Below are 15,579 nucleotides of genomic sequence, written 5' to 3' on the forward strand. Positions count from 1 at the left end.
TATACTCTTAAAAAATACCTAATTATATCAGACCAATATAATGGATAGGATTTTTGACAAACTTGGTAACGACTCGACATAAACCATCATAATTACCCGTTAAATCGGTTTTTTTATAGTAATTCTAAGCAACTGATTTACAATAAGCACTAAAGGCAAATTCAAAACTTTAGATAATTTAGGATATAAACATGGCAATTTTAGTGACCGGTGGTGCAGGTTATATTGGTACCCATACAGTTATAGAACTATTGGCTATAGGACAGGAAGTCATTATTGTAGATAATTTGTCTAATTCAAGCGTTGAAGCGTTAAAGCGTGTAGAACGTATTAGCCATAAAACGGTAACTTTCTACCAAGGTGATGTACTAAACAAAGCCTTGCTGCAAAAAATATTCTCCGATCATGAAATTGACTCAGTTATTCACTTTGCTGGACTAAAAGCTGTGGGTGAATCAGTCGCTTTACCGCTCAAATATTATGAAAACAATGTCACTGGCAGCATCATTTTATGCCAAGTGATGGCTGAACATAATGTTAAAAATCTTGTTTTCAGCTCATCTGCAACTGTGTACGGCGATCCGGCCAGTTTGCCCATTAAGGAAGACTTCCCGACAGGTGCAACTAACCCTTATGGCCAATCAAAGCTGATAGTTGAACATATTTTAGCTGATTTATATCATTCAGATAACAGCTGGAATATTGCCTGTTTACGCTACTTTAATCCTGTAGGTGCCCATGATTCAGGCTTAATTGGCGAAGACCCTAATGATATTCCTAATAATCTTATGCCATTTATCGCACAGGTTGCCGTGGGTAAACGTGATAAATTGAGCGTTTTTGGCGGTGATTACAATACCCCTGACGGCACTGGAGTGAGGGATTATATCCATGTTGTTGATTTAGCCATGGGACATTTAAAAGCCTTAGATAAACTCTCAACCAGCCCTGGATTAGTCACTTATAACCTAGGTACAGGGATTGGTTACAGTGTGTTAGAAATGGTTAAGGCATTTGAAAAAGCATGTAATAAAACATTAGCTTATCAAATAGTAGACCGCCGCGCTGGCGATATAGCCTCTTGCTACGCAGACCCAAGTTATGCTGCCAGCGAGCTTAATTGGCATGCTACTCATACTATTGAAGATATGGCCAATAGCAGCTGGAAATGGCAGTCACATAACCCTAATGGTTATAAAGCCTGATTTATTAGGCGTCAAAAATCAGGACAATATAGGAGTCACAATGAGTCAATCTGTCAACCAAGGTCGCCGCAGTTTATTTAGCCGTCGAAAGAGTAATGCATTAAGGCCGCCTTGGGTAAAAACAGATATTGAATTTACTGATATTTGTACTCGTTGTGATAACTGCATTAAAGTCTGTGAAACCAGTATTATCAAGCGAGGGGATGGCGGTTTTCCTGAGGTTGACTTTACCCTTGGCGAGTGTACTTTTTGTCAAAAGTGCGTCACAGCATGTGAGGAACCTTTGTTCGACACTGAACAACACGCACCTTGGCTGATTGTAGCCAATATCAAACAAACCTGCCTAACTTACAATGGCGTATGGTGCCAAAGCTGTAAGGATGCTTGCGATCCGCGCGCGATAAGTTTTGTCATGGCGGTAGGGCAAGTCCCAAAACCGATTATTGATACCAGTGCATGTACTGGTTGCGGAGCATGTGTGTCGCCCTGCCCTTCAAATGCCATTGCATTAGCTGCACCTTAAAGTAATATTCAAACTCACCTTAATACTGATTTTTAATTTACATGTCAGTCAAAATGATTATATTAATGTCCATTGCAAATAATGATGTTAAAAAAAATAAGAGCAACTGATGTTTAATCCAAAAAAAGACACGCCCCAATTAAGTTTTATTGCCCAAGGCTGCGAGCTCACCGGAGATTTTCAATTTAATGGCGACGTGATGATAAGCGGTAAAATACTCGGGGATATTATTACTCAAGGTAACGTTGTCGTCGAAGCAGGTGGTGAGGTTAATGGCGATATTCAATGTCAGGATGTCAGTATTACAGGCCTAGTAAAAGGCACTGTGCAATGTCAAAAGTTACTCATTTCATCAACGGGCTTATTTGACGGTGATGCTTACAGTGAAAAATTAGAAGTGATTGATGGTGGGCAGTTTTTAGGCCAGCGCCACCGAGAATCAAAGCATACAAAAAACTAACTAGCAGGTATCATCCCATTTAACTAACCGTAAATGCATTTTATTATGTTTTTGAAACGCTTTCATTTCTCGCCTGCGGGTACCTTTTACAATTGTCGTCAATCTTTAACCACTTAACTTGGCTGTCGGTGTAAATATGATACTTAGGTGAAACTAAGTTAGGGTTATCTAAGCTAGCAATCGATCATACACTGGACCTTAAGCATTAAGGCCTGAAAAAATTCCATCTAACGTTATGTCTTTTCTAGATTTTCTTTGTTGTGACTTTTTTGCGTTTATTGTTATATAGCAGACCGCCCAGTCTATCTTTTCTGTTATTTCTGACCAAGCCCGATGACAGATACACTCAAAGATTGGCAGCAGCCAAACGTCCACATTCTTTGCCGCTTTGAACAGCGAAACTGAAGGCATGATGCGCATCGCTGTGCTGCGTCTGATGATAAGTGCCAGCAGGCTGGCCCATACTAGGCCGTCAACTATCGCTTTCTGCGCGGTGGCAAATCTCTGCCAGTTTGTATGTGATTTCAACTCTTTGAACAGCAGCTCAACCTGCCAGCGGCAGCGGTAAATCGCCATAATGTCATCGGCTGAGTAAGACTCTGCCGGTAAGTTGGTTAGCCAGATGCAAAATCTCTTTTCTTCTGCAAACCAACGCCTTATCACTCGAAATTCCTGCGTTCCCCGCTGGGCTTTTAGGTCAAGCACTTCTGAGCGATTGGTGCGACGCGTGATGTCTTTAAGTTTCACTCCGGCAAGCTTAGGCAGCACACGGCCCTTGCCATTTCTAGCTTCAACTATTCTTGGGTTGAGTGACTTTGTCCCCCGAAAAATATAGAAACCATTATGGCGTTCCACATTGGCAAAATATTCGAAATCAGGATAGCCCGCATCAGCCAGAAGCAGTGTATTTTTCATTCTAAAGGCCATGGGGAGATAGGTTCTTTCTGAAGCGGTATCAGCACTTATCGCCATTGCTGTGGGATTAAATGTGCGCAATGACATGGTCATATGGCACTCTATCGCGGCGGGATTACGCTTAAAGCGGCTTGGGTACACGTCAGCTAACGCCTTGTGAACATGAAAAGAACTGCCGTCCTGAAGCAAAATATCATCAAAGCCTGACAACTTCTTCGGAAGCGAAGCGCATTGTTGGCGTGCAAACTGAGCGATAGCCAGCTGAACCAGTTGCTTCATAAAATCAGCAAAGGCGGCTTTGCGGAGCTGATTATGAAAAGGTTTGTAAGCCACATTATCATTTTCTGTCAGACACATACCATTAAACTGACGATGTAAGTCAGCAATGGCATGGCAGTTCCCTTTGCTCAACGCAGAGACCAAGCTCGGCACCAATAGTTCAGGTAATACAGCGCGATTTCGCTGTATAAACCCTGTGCGCTTAGCCATTTTTTGAAGGATGTCTGCATTGAAGAATTGCATAAATTGCTTTTTTAAGGTGATAATTGTCATCGGCTTTATTTATTGGTCATGTTGATTTGTTTGGCGACAATTATCAGATCATAAATAAGGCCTTTTTTCTATCTAAAATATAGGTTTATTGCTAAAGATCCTGTCTATGAGCAATCGATAGGGTGATATATTCTGCATAATCTTGATGCCGATAACTCAAACTACAGCCACACTGTTGGCAAAAACCACGCTTAATTTTTTCTGAAGAAGCAAACTCTGTTACTTTGCCGATAAGCCAAGAGACTTTGTTAACCTTAAAATCCATCCATGACATGACGACAGCACCAGATGAACGTTGGCATTGACGACAATAACAATAATCCGCATCAAACGGCTGACCAACTATCTGGTAACGTATCGCGCCACATAGACAGCCACCTTGAGAAATGATGTCATCACTCATTTACATTCCTCGCATCGCTTTTTGCTGCCACTCACGCAATAAAGTGAGCATCTCTTTTGAGTCTCGGTCTAGTGCATCATGGGATACATATAAATGAAAACCCAAATTTTCTGCTAAGGTTTCACTTCTGCGGCCAAACATAGCTAATACTCCACGGTAACGTTCACCATGGCTCACAAACGGGCTAAACTCTGCACTTAAGTATTGTTCTAAACTGTGTAAATCTTCATCATGAGTCGCCGCTGTCATTAATAGCGGCCGCTGCTCAGTCAATAAACCCGTTGCAAGTCTAGGTGAAATAGAATCTAACACAGGGTTCATTTTTTTCACTTTAAAGCCAATATAGGGTAGCTCTATTAACTCCATATTTTGGGTTACTCTGACATTATCGATCCGCTGTAAATTGAGCCACTCAAGCGTCACTTGGCCACGACGGTGAAAATACGTCACTCCTGTTTCATTTAATTCAAGGCTTATCAAAGGTTCGTTTAATTTAGCGGCGCCCAGCAACACGCTTACACTTGATAACCCAAACAACACCAATGAAAATGGAAATAAGCTACTGTATTGAATAAATAACACAAAGCTAATCAACAGTCCTGTCGCGCCCGCTAATGTAAACGTCAGCCCATTACGTTTTGTATGTGGGTATATCGCTAAAGCTTCAGTCATTTAATTCAATTCCTTATCAAGTGACAGTTGATTTACCATTTGATCAGCCGACACACCTTTAATACTCAGCCACAACATCCCCACGTACTCATGAATACTTCTTTGGGATGCCAACAAATTACTAGCATCAATACGCCACCACACACTTTTTTGCGCAATAAAATCTGCTGGTGCGGCTTGGGGGCTCATTCCTAATGCGCTAAATATCATCATAGAGCGCGGCATATGGGTTGCAGATGTGACTAATCTAAACGGCTGTTGTCCAATAAGCCTATATAAAAACATTGCTTCTTCAATAGTGTCTTTTGCTTCAGGAAAGCTAATAATAGTGTCAGAATTAACCCCTAACTCGATTGCAGCCTGCTTCATGATGGTAGCATGCGCGGTTTGCATATAGCCGCCATTCCAGCCACTGACGATCAACTGACAATTTTGTCCCAGTGATAACTGACGGACACCTTCGGTTAACCGCCCTAAAGCAGTGGCCGATAGTTGATGCACTGCGGTTAACCCTGCTTCCTCACTATGGCCCGAGCCTAACACCATCACCACACAGCGCTGACGAGAAATAATCGGCACTGAATTTACTGGGTACTGAGACTCTAATGAATTGGCTAAATAATAGCTGCTATCAGATTGGCTTAAACCAACCAGTATTGCCAGTGCTGCGAGTAAGCTTAACTTTGCAATAGACTTTAATTTTGATGCTGCAAATGTCATTAATAACAAAGAGAGTAAAATGAATAACACCGTTAGCGGAATAGGCATAAATAATTGTGAGATGATTTTTTTAAGCCAAAACATTCAATAGCTATCCAATTGAGAATAATCGCAATAGTGTAACGACTCACCCTCAAATTAGCGAAAGCAATTTGAGTAGTTTTACAATTATTTAGCTGGGCCACAAAAACAAAAATGCCATTGAATCATCAATGGCATTTTTAGGCTGATTTGCATTGGGCTTCGAACTTACTTACCCCATAACCACGCCGCACCACGTACACCCGATGAGGCACCAAAGAGGTTTTTAACCACAGGTGTGCGACACTCACGACCAACCACATATTGGGGTAATACTTTTGGTAACTCAGTGTAAATGGCGTCGATATTAGATACTCCACCACCTAACACAATAACGTCAGGGTCCATCATATTAATCACATGCGCTAGTGAACGGGCTAAACGGTCAATAAAACGATCAAAAGCCTGCTTAGCAAACTCATCACCTTCAGCCATCATTTGTGCAATTTGAATACCGCTAGTTGCTTCGCCGCCAGCCGCACGAAAATCACGCACAAAGCCAGTACCCGAAATAAAAGTCTCAATACAATCTTTATTACCACAAAAACACTCGGTTGAATGATGCTCTTCTGCCGTCATCCAGGGGAGTGGATTATGACCCCATTCACCGCCAATACCATTACCACCGCCATGCACTCGGCCATTAATAGCAATGCCAGCGCCACAGCCGGTGCCTATTATGCCACCAAATACCACACCTTTACCTGATGCCGCACCATCTACGGCCTCTGATACCGCAAAACAATTTGCATCATTAGCGACTCGGATTTCGCGTTCTAAACGAGCGCCTAAATCTTTGTCTAAAGGATGGCCATTAATCCAGGTCGAATTGGAGTTTTTGACTAGGCCTGTAAATGGCGAAATAACCCCAGGAATACCTACACCTACCGAGCCTTTCTGGCCCAGTGTTGTTTCGGCTTCATTCACTAGGCTGATAATCGCATCTAAGGTGTCAGGATAATTTCGTGGTGTCGGGATACGTTTTCGAAATAACTCATCACCGTTGTCAGCCAACGCCACTAATTCAATTTTGGTCCCACCAAGGTCAACGCCCATGCGCATCATAACTTGTCTCTCCATTTAATTATTATTCATTCTGGTGTCGTATTTGGCTGACGTAAACAAATGATTTATTAGGCTAACGCTCAAACCATGCCGCTGATGCAGCAATAAAATACGGATTTAAAATATTTTCTTTTTGGTTGTACTGTAAAGGCGTTAATGCCGGATATTCAACCACAACACCACCAGCACTTTCTAAAACCGCTTGTGCTGCTGCGGTATCCCACTCACTTGTTGGTCCAAGTCTTGGATAGACATCAGCTTGGCCTTCGGCCACCATACAAAATTTTAACGAACTGCCGACGCTGAGCATTTGATGCTCGCCCACAGTGTGTAAATAATCAGCAACATCAGGGCTTACATGTGAGCGACTGCCGACAACAACAGGTATAGGCAAAATATTGCGCTGGCTAATATCCAAACGACTAACTTGGCCATTATGTTCAAGCCAGGCACCATTCCCCACAATACCGCTATAACATTTACCTAAAACGGGCGCATAAACCACACCCGCTATTGCTTGCCCTTGATGTATCAAGGCGATGTTGACGGTGAACTCACCATTACGCTTTATAAATTCTTTAGTGCCATCTAACGGGTCGATTAACCAATAAGTCTGCCACTGCTTACGCGTCGCCCAGGAAATGTTGGCATCTTCTTCGCTCATGACAGGGATATCAGCAAAATGACTTGTTAACCCTTTAATAATCACATTGTGGCTAGCAATATCGGCCGCGGTAACCGGACTATCATCCTGTTTAATCTCTACCTGGAGGTCGGTTTGGGCATAAACATCCATAATGGCATTACCCGCTTGCTTGGCAATAGTCACTATTTGCTGCAGCTCAGCTTGAGAAAGTACAAAATTAGACAAATCAATTCCTTAGCAAAACGCTTGGTTCATTAAAACACTTAATAATGGTATATTATGCCATTATTAAGATCATTGATTTATAACTATTTGATTGTACTTCTATCAAAAACAACTAACTTTGACTTGATACTATGCTAAGCACTGAGTCAGGCAAAGAAAACAGTGCGTTTTTGCATTCGTATTCAATAAAAACACTTACAATAAGATGCACTTAAATCAGTGTAGCCCTGAGTTTATTGGGTCAGCTTAATATTATCAATTTGCAATACCACACCTTGTTGGTCGCCCCACTTAGGAAAAATAACAATCGGGGTATCAACTTTGGCTAAATCCAGACTTGAGCCGTTGTTAGCCACCAGATCAGTTAATGCAATATCATAATGGGTCCATACACCTACGTCGGGAGGCATTATGTCAAAATCTCCAGAACTACACGGGGTTTGACAGTCCATTTTAATCTTCATACTTCGCACTTCACGCAGATCTGTCACCACATTCAAATCGAATGATAAGAAGTTAAACCCGCTAAAATCCATCACAGTGCCACTGCTTTGATAAAATCCTACAGCTTCATTGGTGTTAAAGGTTAATTGGGTCACTATTTTATGTTCGCCTCCAACATCAACTTGCTCCTCTAGTAATTGTCCAGATGCTGCAAACAAACCAAAAGCATAGGGCGCCACAGCGGCATCATCATATACCACCAATTCAGTCTGCTGAGCCACTTGGTATTCATAACGAATATTATCCAGTTTTAATACCACAGGGCCTGTTGGTTCGATAACAAATGGATTAACAACATCGGTTAAATTGACCGTACTGCCGGGTGAAAAGCGATTACCACCGGCCACAAGACTGGCAAATGATATTCTGACTTCTTGCCATTGATTGAGGTTATCCGGCAGTGAAATACTGATATCGCCAGTATTTGGCCAACCACTATCCACTTTAACCAATACTTCTGTTCCCTCTGCAATTGAGGTCACATTAATATCAAACACTAACTCACCAAGCTCTTGCCAATGGGATAAATCAACTCGAGGAGAATATTCAAAAAATAGATTACCTACCGCTGCTGTTTTGGTGATTTCTAGGACCTGACCACGCACATCATCGCTACCAACTTGATAGGTTATCGCACCATCAGGATTATAACTTCCAAAAGATAAATCTGTGTTAAGTGCAATGGCATCGGCATAACTAAATAGGCTAAAAGTGGGCCCTTGACCAAATTGCGTATCCGGTATCACAATCTCTGGGGCGCTGTGACCCGGCACAATAATCGCCGCATCATCAATAGTGGCGCAACCTGCTCCCGTATTTGGAGAGTCGGCGCATTCATACACGCGCACATAATCAATTTGCATTGCCTGAGGGAACACACTTTCATCAATACCCGTATTATTGACATTCGCCGCCCAAGACCCGCCAACTGCAAGATTCAATAACATATGAAATTGTTGATTAAAAGGTGCATCATCGGGTGCATTGACAGTATTGCCATTTTCATCAATGTATTGGCTATACCAACCAGATGAGCGTTGCGTCGCATAATGAACATCATCAACATACCAACGGATCTCATCTTCTTGCCATTCTAGGGCGTAAACATGAAAATCATCGGAAGGGTTTTGTGCGTTAGGTAAAGCGTAATCTTGTCCACTGTAAACATTATTCGGCCAGGTTTTGCCAAAATGCAGTGTGCCGTGAACCGCTGATTCAGGTTCGCCACCATTGGTCACCGTTTTTAAGTTAACGGCTTCCATGATATCTATTTCACCCGATCCCGCCCAAGGGCCATATACCCAGTCAGTTGGCAACATCCAAATAGCAGGCCATGTGCCCTGGCCTTGCGGTAATTTAGCGCGAATTTCAAAACGGCCATATTTCCAGTCACCTTTGTTTTTGGAGACTAACCTTGCCGAGGTATAGTCCGAAGTTTTAGACGTATCTAAAGGATCATAATTTGGATCAGAGTCATTCACCGCAGGCCCAGAGAATGTCTCTCTTAGGGCGGTGATGGTTAATAACCCTTCCGCCACCTGCGAGTTTTCAGATCTTGCGGTATAACATTGGGCTTCGTCATTACCACCACCAAAACAATCAACTGCAAAACTCCACTTGCTGCTATCAACCTCAGTACCGTCAAATTCATCTTGCCACACCATTTGCCAACCCGTAATGCTTGTGGGAGGTGTTGCTTCAACGTCGGCAACAACGGTGGAATTGTCTGAACCGCACCCTAATAAAAACAGTCCTGACAAGACAATCGCGGTGATATTCAGCTTAAAAGGTAGCCTATTTATTTGCTGATTCATTTTTGCTCCTAAACGAAATTTAATCGCGCTTTGTCAATAACGGCGCCCAACTCAGGGCCCATCAACTGCTTTCACTCGGCACATTTTTGCATGCACTTAGCTAAGCTTTACTGATATCAGCAAAGCTTAGCCGCACTGTGGCTTAATGATTAATTACATTGAATAGTGTTTGGTTGATGGTTTGCTTGAATAATGACATCGCTAAAGCTCAGTTCAACCTTAGCGTCTGTTGCAAGGAAAAAAGGCGATACAATTTTGCCAAAATCCATTGACTCAGATGCAAAACAATTCAATGCCACACTGACATTATTCCACTCGCCAACAGTCACTTGCTTGCTAATGTCGTACTGAGGACGACAATCGCCTTCACACGCCATACCCAGCCACAAAGGTTGAGTTAATGCAGTGTCAACCTTAATGCTAAACGACAACGCCGAATCAGTATTACTATAGGCACGAAAATCTCTTGGGAAATTACTCAGTAAACCCACTGTACCTAATTCAGTACCATTAAATGTCACTAAACGGGCATCTTCTTGAACAACTCTGTCCATGGTGCGAATTTTAAGCGCACTATTTTTAGCCACACTGCTGCTGAGTCCTTCTCGCTGCGTTGCTGTAGCAATAAACATTGACCATGGCGATTTAACCGCACGTTCAAATAACGCTAAATCTTCAAGAGATTGAGTTGATGACAAATTATCTTCTGATAAATTATCTAAGGTGATGACATCTGTTGGTGCAGATTGATAGCTTAAACCGTAACCATAGGGAATAAGTGGTTGATAATTGCTGCTTAACGCAACTAATGCTTCCATTTCTAAAGGCACATTGACTGAAGTTTGTTGCGGGTTAGCCGGCCATGAAAATGATAACTTACCGACAAAATCATGGTTAACTTTACCCTCTGCATCAGTAAACAACACATCTGCAATACCATTACCTTCCGAACCGGGTAACCAAGCTGCAACAAAAGCATCCGACTGATTAAGTTCTGCATTAACCCACATTGGTCGGCCGCTGATAAACACCGACACCACAGGTATGCCCTGTGCTTTAAGTTTTTTAAGTAATGCTAAATCACGTTTATCACCGCGTTGATATTCTACATTATCAATGTCGCCATTACCTTCGGCATAAGGCTCTTCACCAAACACCACTATGGCCACATCCGGCTTTTGCGCCAATTCAAACTCACCATTGACACTTAATATCGCTTTGCCGCCAGCTTGCGTAATGACATTATCAATGCCAGCGAAAATAGACGTTGCCCCAGGAAAATCACTGTTTTTATTATCAGTACCTTGCCAAGTAATAGTCCAACCACCTGATTGCTTACCGATATTATCTGCAGCATCACCTGCCACTAATACGGTCAACTTAGGCGATAATGGCAATAAATTTTGTTTATTTTTTAACAACACGAGTGATTCACGTACTGCTTGTCTTGCTACTTCACGATGACTGGCTTGACCAATTAACTCAGTTTTACCCGAAAGTGGTCGCTTAGCAGGACTAGGTTTATCAAATAATCCAGCACGAAATTTAACCCGTAAAATACGCGTCACTGCATCATCAATTCTAGACTGGGCAATTTCACCACTGTTAACTTGCTCAATTGTATTGTAATACAGGGGTTTCCACGCAGCGGTTGGCACCATAAAGATATCCAGTCCGGCATTGGCCGCTTGCGCACATGATTCATTAGTACAACCTGGCACTTGTCCATGGCCGTTCCAATCACCCACAACAAAACCATCAAAGCCAAAGCGACCTTTTAGTACATCCGTTAGTAAGTATTGATTGCCGTGAATTTTATCGCCGTGCCAGCTGTTAAATGAAGCCATAACAGATTGAGCGCCTGCAGATAAACCACCGACATAGCCTTGGGCATGAATAGCATATAAATCTTGTTCAGAGGCCGTATTGTCCCCCTGATCTATGCCCTTTTCTGTGCCGCCGTCACCGATAAAATGCTTTACCGTTGACAGCACATGTTGATCACTTAAAAAGTCACCATTGACAGCACCTTGCAGGCCTTCAACTATCGCAAAGGCATAATCCCTTACAATACGAGGGTCTTCTGAATATCCCTCATAAGTGCGGCCCCATCGGTCATCACGAACCACGGCAACTGTAGGGGCAAACACCCAGTCAATACCGGTAACCATGACTTCTTTGGCGGTAATTGCGGCAATTTTTTCAATTAATGCAGGATTATCTGCTGCACCTAAGCCAATATTATGTGGGAATAAGGTGGCACCAATCACATTGTTATGGCCATGAACCGCATCGGTTCCCCACATAGTCGGAATACCTATCCCGTCAACAGAATCATCTATCGATGCTTGATAAAAATTTTCAGCCAGTTTTATCCAATCAGCTGGCGTAGCATGCTTATCGTTATTGGGATAAGCACCACCGCCATTTAGGTATGAGCCAAAACCATATTTACGCATATCCTCAACCGTGATATCACGAATTTCAGGTTGGATCATTTGCGCCACTTTTTGCTCAAGTGTCATGGTCACTAATAATTTGGCAATTTTATCCTCTAATACAGGATCAACCGCTATAGCCGGTGCTTGCTGAGGCCAAAGACTAATATCTTTAGCTGGCACAGCCTGCAAATTTGCCGCAGAGGTATCAACTACAACCGCAAGAGTCTTATCAGCACCCTCTACCGTAGTAGATATAACCTGAGGCTGACACCCGATTAATCCCAAACCCATCAAGGTCGATACGGTTAGCATAGTTCGGCTCAACGGCATCACTGCGGATAAACTATGACGCACAGCAGAATCATTTTTTGTTGTGTTAAATAACATTTTAAGATCCTTTAAATTGACTCGTTAGGACGGTTAGCATTACAGCCAATGAGTCCGTAATAACCAATAAAACCATAACAAAGCAGTGGTAACACAAACGCTACTTGAATACCAAATGAGTCGGCTAACATCCCTTGTAACAATGGCACCACGGCACCACCGACAATGGCTAAACATAAAATGCCTGAACCTTGGCTGGTATATTGTTTTAAATCCTGTAACGCCAAACTGAATATCGTTGGGAACATAATTGAATTACAAAGCCCGACTAACAGTAACGCCCACATTGCCGTCGTACCCTGGGAAAATATCGCCGTAGCCACCAGTAAACAGGCAAAAATAGCGTTAAACGCTAGCACCTTACCGGCGTTAATTTTCTGCATTACCAAAGCGCCAATAAAGCGTCCGACCATGGCACCACCAAAATAGTAAGCTATGTATTTAGCCGCCTGTGATTCTGTTAACCCACCAATTTCATCTTGGGTTAGGAAGTTAATCAAAAAGCTACCAATACCCACCTCTGCCCCCACGTAGACAAAAATCCCCACCGCGCCTAACACTAAATGTGGATAACGCCATGCGCTACCAGAGCCAGATTGATGGCTTTCGCTTGGATCTTTTTTACCTAACAAGGGTAATTTTAAAAACATAAAAATAATTGCTAGCAGAAATAATGCGGCCGCAAGAATTAAATATGGCACTTGTACCGTACTGGCTTGCTCAGCAACCGTTAAAGTAGCGATAGCTTGATCTAGCTCAGTAACCGAATCAGGATGTTCAATAGTTGATAGAATTAACCAACTGCCAAAGAATGGCGCAACTGTTGTCCCCAATGAGTTAAATGCTTGGGTCATAGTTAAACGTGATGAAGCGGTATTTGCTGGCCCTAAAGTACTGACATACGGATTAGCAGAAACCTGTAAAATAGTAATCCCAGATGCCAACACAAAAAAAGCAAATAAAAACATATTGTAAGAAGCTAAACTGGCAGAAGGATAAAATAATAAACACCCTATGCAGGCAATAATTAAACCAGCGATAATACCTTTTTGATAACCAATTTTACCGACTAAATTCCCTGCAGGAATAGAAACAATAAAATAGGCACCAAAGAAGCAAAACTGCACCAACATGGCCTGGGTATAACTTAAATCAAACATGTTTTTTAAATACGGAATGAGGATGTCATTCAAACACGTTAAAAATCCCCACATAAAAAATAGTGACGTTAATGCAATTAACGCAAAACGATACTTCCCTGGCTGATGCGGTGCATCTTGTGCCACGGTAGTTTGAATTGATGCATCAGAAGTTGCCCCGGCCATATGTTTCCACCTGTTATAGTTATATGTTTGTTTAAAAGCGTGTGTAAAACAAGTTATCGCGTTTTTACGCTTAAAACTTGTATTGACCTTTTGATAATTAATCACTAGTCTCAATGTAAGCGCTTTCATTTTTAACATAACGATAACCGATGTCAACGATTTTTGATTCAAACTAAACATTTTTTGACATGATTGGTCAACAACGAAGATAAACCGTGAAGTAATGCAAACGCGCACTTAAAGACTTTACTCAGCCAATTTCGTTGCGACATAACATGGGTCAATTCAAACAAAACTAAGTGAATAGAAATATGAAAATAACCTTACCCGCTACATCACCTATGCTTTCTAAGGATTTTACATTTGGAGTGGCTACCGCCTCATTTCAAATTGAAGGCAGCGCACACAATCGCTTACCGTCAATTTGGGATACATTTTGTGCAACCCCGGGGAAAATTAGTGACGGTTCTGATGGAAAGCAGGCATGTGAGCATGTGAAGCTATGGCAACAGGATGTTGAGCTTATTGAATCACTGGGGGTTGATGCTTATCGTTTATCTATTTCATGGCCTCGAGTAATAAAGCAAGACGGCAGCCTTAACTCAGAGGGTGTTAACTTTTATATCCAGTTATTAGATAGCTTACTTGCTAAGGGCATAAAACCTTATGTCACTTTATATCACTGGGATTTACCGCAGCATATTGAAGACAACGGTGGCTGGCTCAATCGCAGCACTGCATATTTATTTCAAGACTATGCGAGTAAAATAGTGGCTGCATTGGGCGACAGAGTGCATTCTTATGCCACCTTTAATGAACCTTTTTGCAGCGCATTTTTAGGCTACGAAATTGGTATCCATGCACCAGGTAAAGCCAAGGTCGCTTATGGTCGTCAAGCTGCGCACCATATATTATTAGCGCATGGCTTAGGTATGCAAGTGCTACAAAAACAAAGTCCTCATACTCTTAATGGCATTGTACTTAACTTTACCCCTTGCTACCCACACTCATATAACATCGCTGATATTAACGCAGCCAAAAAAGCCGATGAATATATGAATCAATGGTATATCAAGCCGCTTTTTGATAAATGCTACCCGGATATCATTAATGATTTATCTAGTGATGACCGCCCGGTGGTTGAAGCTGGCGACTTTGATATCATTGCGCATAAAATCGATTTTTTAGGGATTAATTTCTATACTCGTGCAGTATATCAAGCCCATACAGAAACCATTTATGCTCAGGTCGATATGGTCAATGCTCCGAAAACGGATATGGGCTGGGAAATATACCCACAAGCCTTTACCGATTTATTAGTATCGCTTAGTCAAACTTACCCTTTACCGCCAATCTACATTACCGAAAATGGTGCAGCCATGCCTGACAAGTTAATTGACGGTCAGGTCAATGATGTCGATCGTATCGACTATTATCAATCGCACCTCAATGCAGTAAACAATGCTATAACCCAGGGTGTTAATGTGGCGGGTTATTTCGCCTGGAGCTTGATGGATAATTTCGAGTGGGCGGAAGGATATTTAAAACGATTCGGTATTGTATATGTTGATTATCACACTCAACAACGTACCATAAAAGCCAGCGGTAAAGCCTACCGTGACTTAATTAGTTCTCGTTAGA

The 15,579-nt window shown here is 42.1% G+C and carries 12 protein-coding genes and 1 pseudogene; 4 read left to right on the forward strand and 9 right to left on the reverse strand.

Annotated elements, in window-relative coordinates:
- Positions 1–191: 191 nt before the first annotated feature.
- The 3 genes from galE (at position 192) to ACRWP9_RS13480 (ending at position 2,188) form a co-directional block, all read left to right on the forward strand.
- Positions 192–1,205 carry a UDP-glucose 4-epimerase GalE gene (gene galE / locus ACRWP9_RS13470; protein ID WP_434926436.1) on the forward strand — a complete coding sequence of 338 codons (1,014 nt, stop codon included), beginning with the start codon at positions 192–194 and terminating at the stop codon, positions 1,203–1,205.
- A 40-nt stretch (positions 1,206–1,245) separates the two neighbouring features.
- The gene (napF, locus tag ACRWP9_RS13475; protein ID WP_434926437.1) at positions 1,246–1,728 is read left to right on the forward strand and encodes a ferredoxin-type protein NapF; all 483 of its coding nucleotides are present in this window, start codon (positions 1,246–1,248) and stop codon (positions 1,726–1,728) included.
- Positions 1,729–1,837: 109 nt separating this feature from the next.
- On the forward strand, positions 1,838–2,188 hold the full coding sequence (locus ACRWP9_RS13480) for a bactofilin family protein (protein ID WP_226415139.1): 351 nt from the start codon (positions 1,838–1,840) through the stop codon (positions 2,186–2,188).
- Positions 2,189–2,386: 198 nt separating this feature from the next.
- Here ACRWP9_RS13480 and ACRWP9_RS13485 read toward each other — a convergent pair whose 3' ends face one another.
- The 9 genes and pseudogenes from ACRWP9_RS13485 to fucP all read right to left on the reverse strand — a co-directional run bounded on the left by ACRWP9_RS13485 (position 2,387) and on the right by fucP (position 13,938).
- Positions 2,387–3,655, reverse strand: coding sequence for an IS4 family transposase (locus tag ACRWP9_RS13485; RefSeq protein ID WP_434926438.1), 1,269 nt, complete (start codon positions 3,653–3,655; stop codon positions 2,387–2,389).
- 97 nt (positions 3,656–3,752) lie between these two features.
- Positions 3,753–4,058: pseudogene (locus ACRWP9_RS13490) on the reverse strand (GFA family protein); the annotation flags it as partial.
- Positions 4,059–4,730, reverse strand: a complete 672-nt coding sequence (locus tag ACRWP9_RS13495) for a DUF2982 domain-containing protein (protein WP_434926439.1) — start codon at positions 4,728–4,730, stop codon at positions 4,059–4,061. It abuts the pseudogene before it with no gap.
- A complete protein-coding gene (locus ACRWP9_RS13500; RefSeq protein ID WP_434926440.1) occupies positions 4,731–5,534 on the reverse strand; it encodes a YdcF family protein in 804 nt (267 codons plus the stop codon). It lies immediately after the preceding gene.
- 165 nt (positions 5,535–5,699) lie between these two features.
- Positions 5,700–6,596 (reverse strand): fructokinase, encoded by an 897-nt coding sequence (gene mak / locus ACRWP9_RS13505; RefSeq protein ID WP_434929066.1) that lies wholly within the window; start codon positions 6,594–6,596, stop codon positions 5,700–5,702.
- Positions 6,597–6,669: 73 nt separating this feature from the next.
- Complete coding sequence (gene cysQ / locus ACRWP9_RS13510; protein WP_434926441.1) at positions 6,670–7,467, reverse strand: 3'(2'),5'-bisphosphate nucleotidase CysQ; 798 nt, start codon at positions 7,465–7,467, stop codon at positions 6,670–6,672.
- Between the two features lie 233 nt (positions 7,468–7,700).
- Positions 7,701–9,785, reverse strand: coding sequence for a family 16 glycosylhydrolase (locus ACRWP9_RS13515; RefSeq protein WP_434926442.1), 2,085 nt, complete (start codon positions 9,783–9,785; stop codon positions 7,701–7,703).
- 149 nt (positions 9,786–9,934) lie between these two features.
- Positions 9,935–12,538, reverse strand: a complete 2,604-nt coding sequence (locus ACRWP9_RS13520) for a glycoside hydrolase family 3 protein (protein ID WP_434929068.1) — start codon at positions 12,536–12,538, stop codon at positions 9,935–9,937.
- 86 nt (positions 12,539–12,624) lie between these two features.
- The gene (fucP, locus tag ACRWP9_RS13525; RefSeq protein ID WP_434926443.1) at positions 12,625–13,938 is read right to left on the reverse strand and encodes an L-fucose:H+ symporter permease; all 1,314 of its coding nucleotides are present in this window, start codon (positions 13,936–13,938) and stop codon (positions 12,625–12,627) included.
- Between the two features lie 311 nt (positions 13,939–14,249).
- On the opposite strand from fucP, the gene ACRWP9_RS13530 reads away from it, so the two are divergent.
- Entirely contained in the window at positions 14,250–15,578 is a 1,329-nt protein-coding gene (locus tag ACRWP9_RS13530; protein ID WP_434926444.1) for a GH1 family beta-glucosidase, read from the forward strand.
- Position 15,579: the final 1 nt, after the last annotated feature.

Origin of the sequence: Shewanella sp. HL-SH2, assembly GCF_051164935.1 — a bacterium.
Taxonomy (GTDB): Bacteria; Pseudomonadota; Gammaproteobacteria; order Enterobacterales; family Shewanellaceae; genus Shewanella; species Shewanella glacialimarina.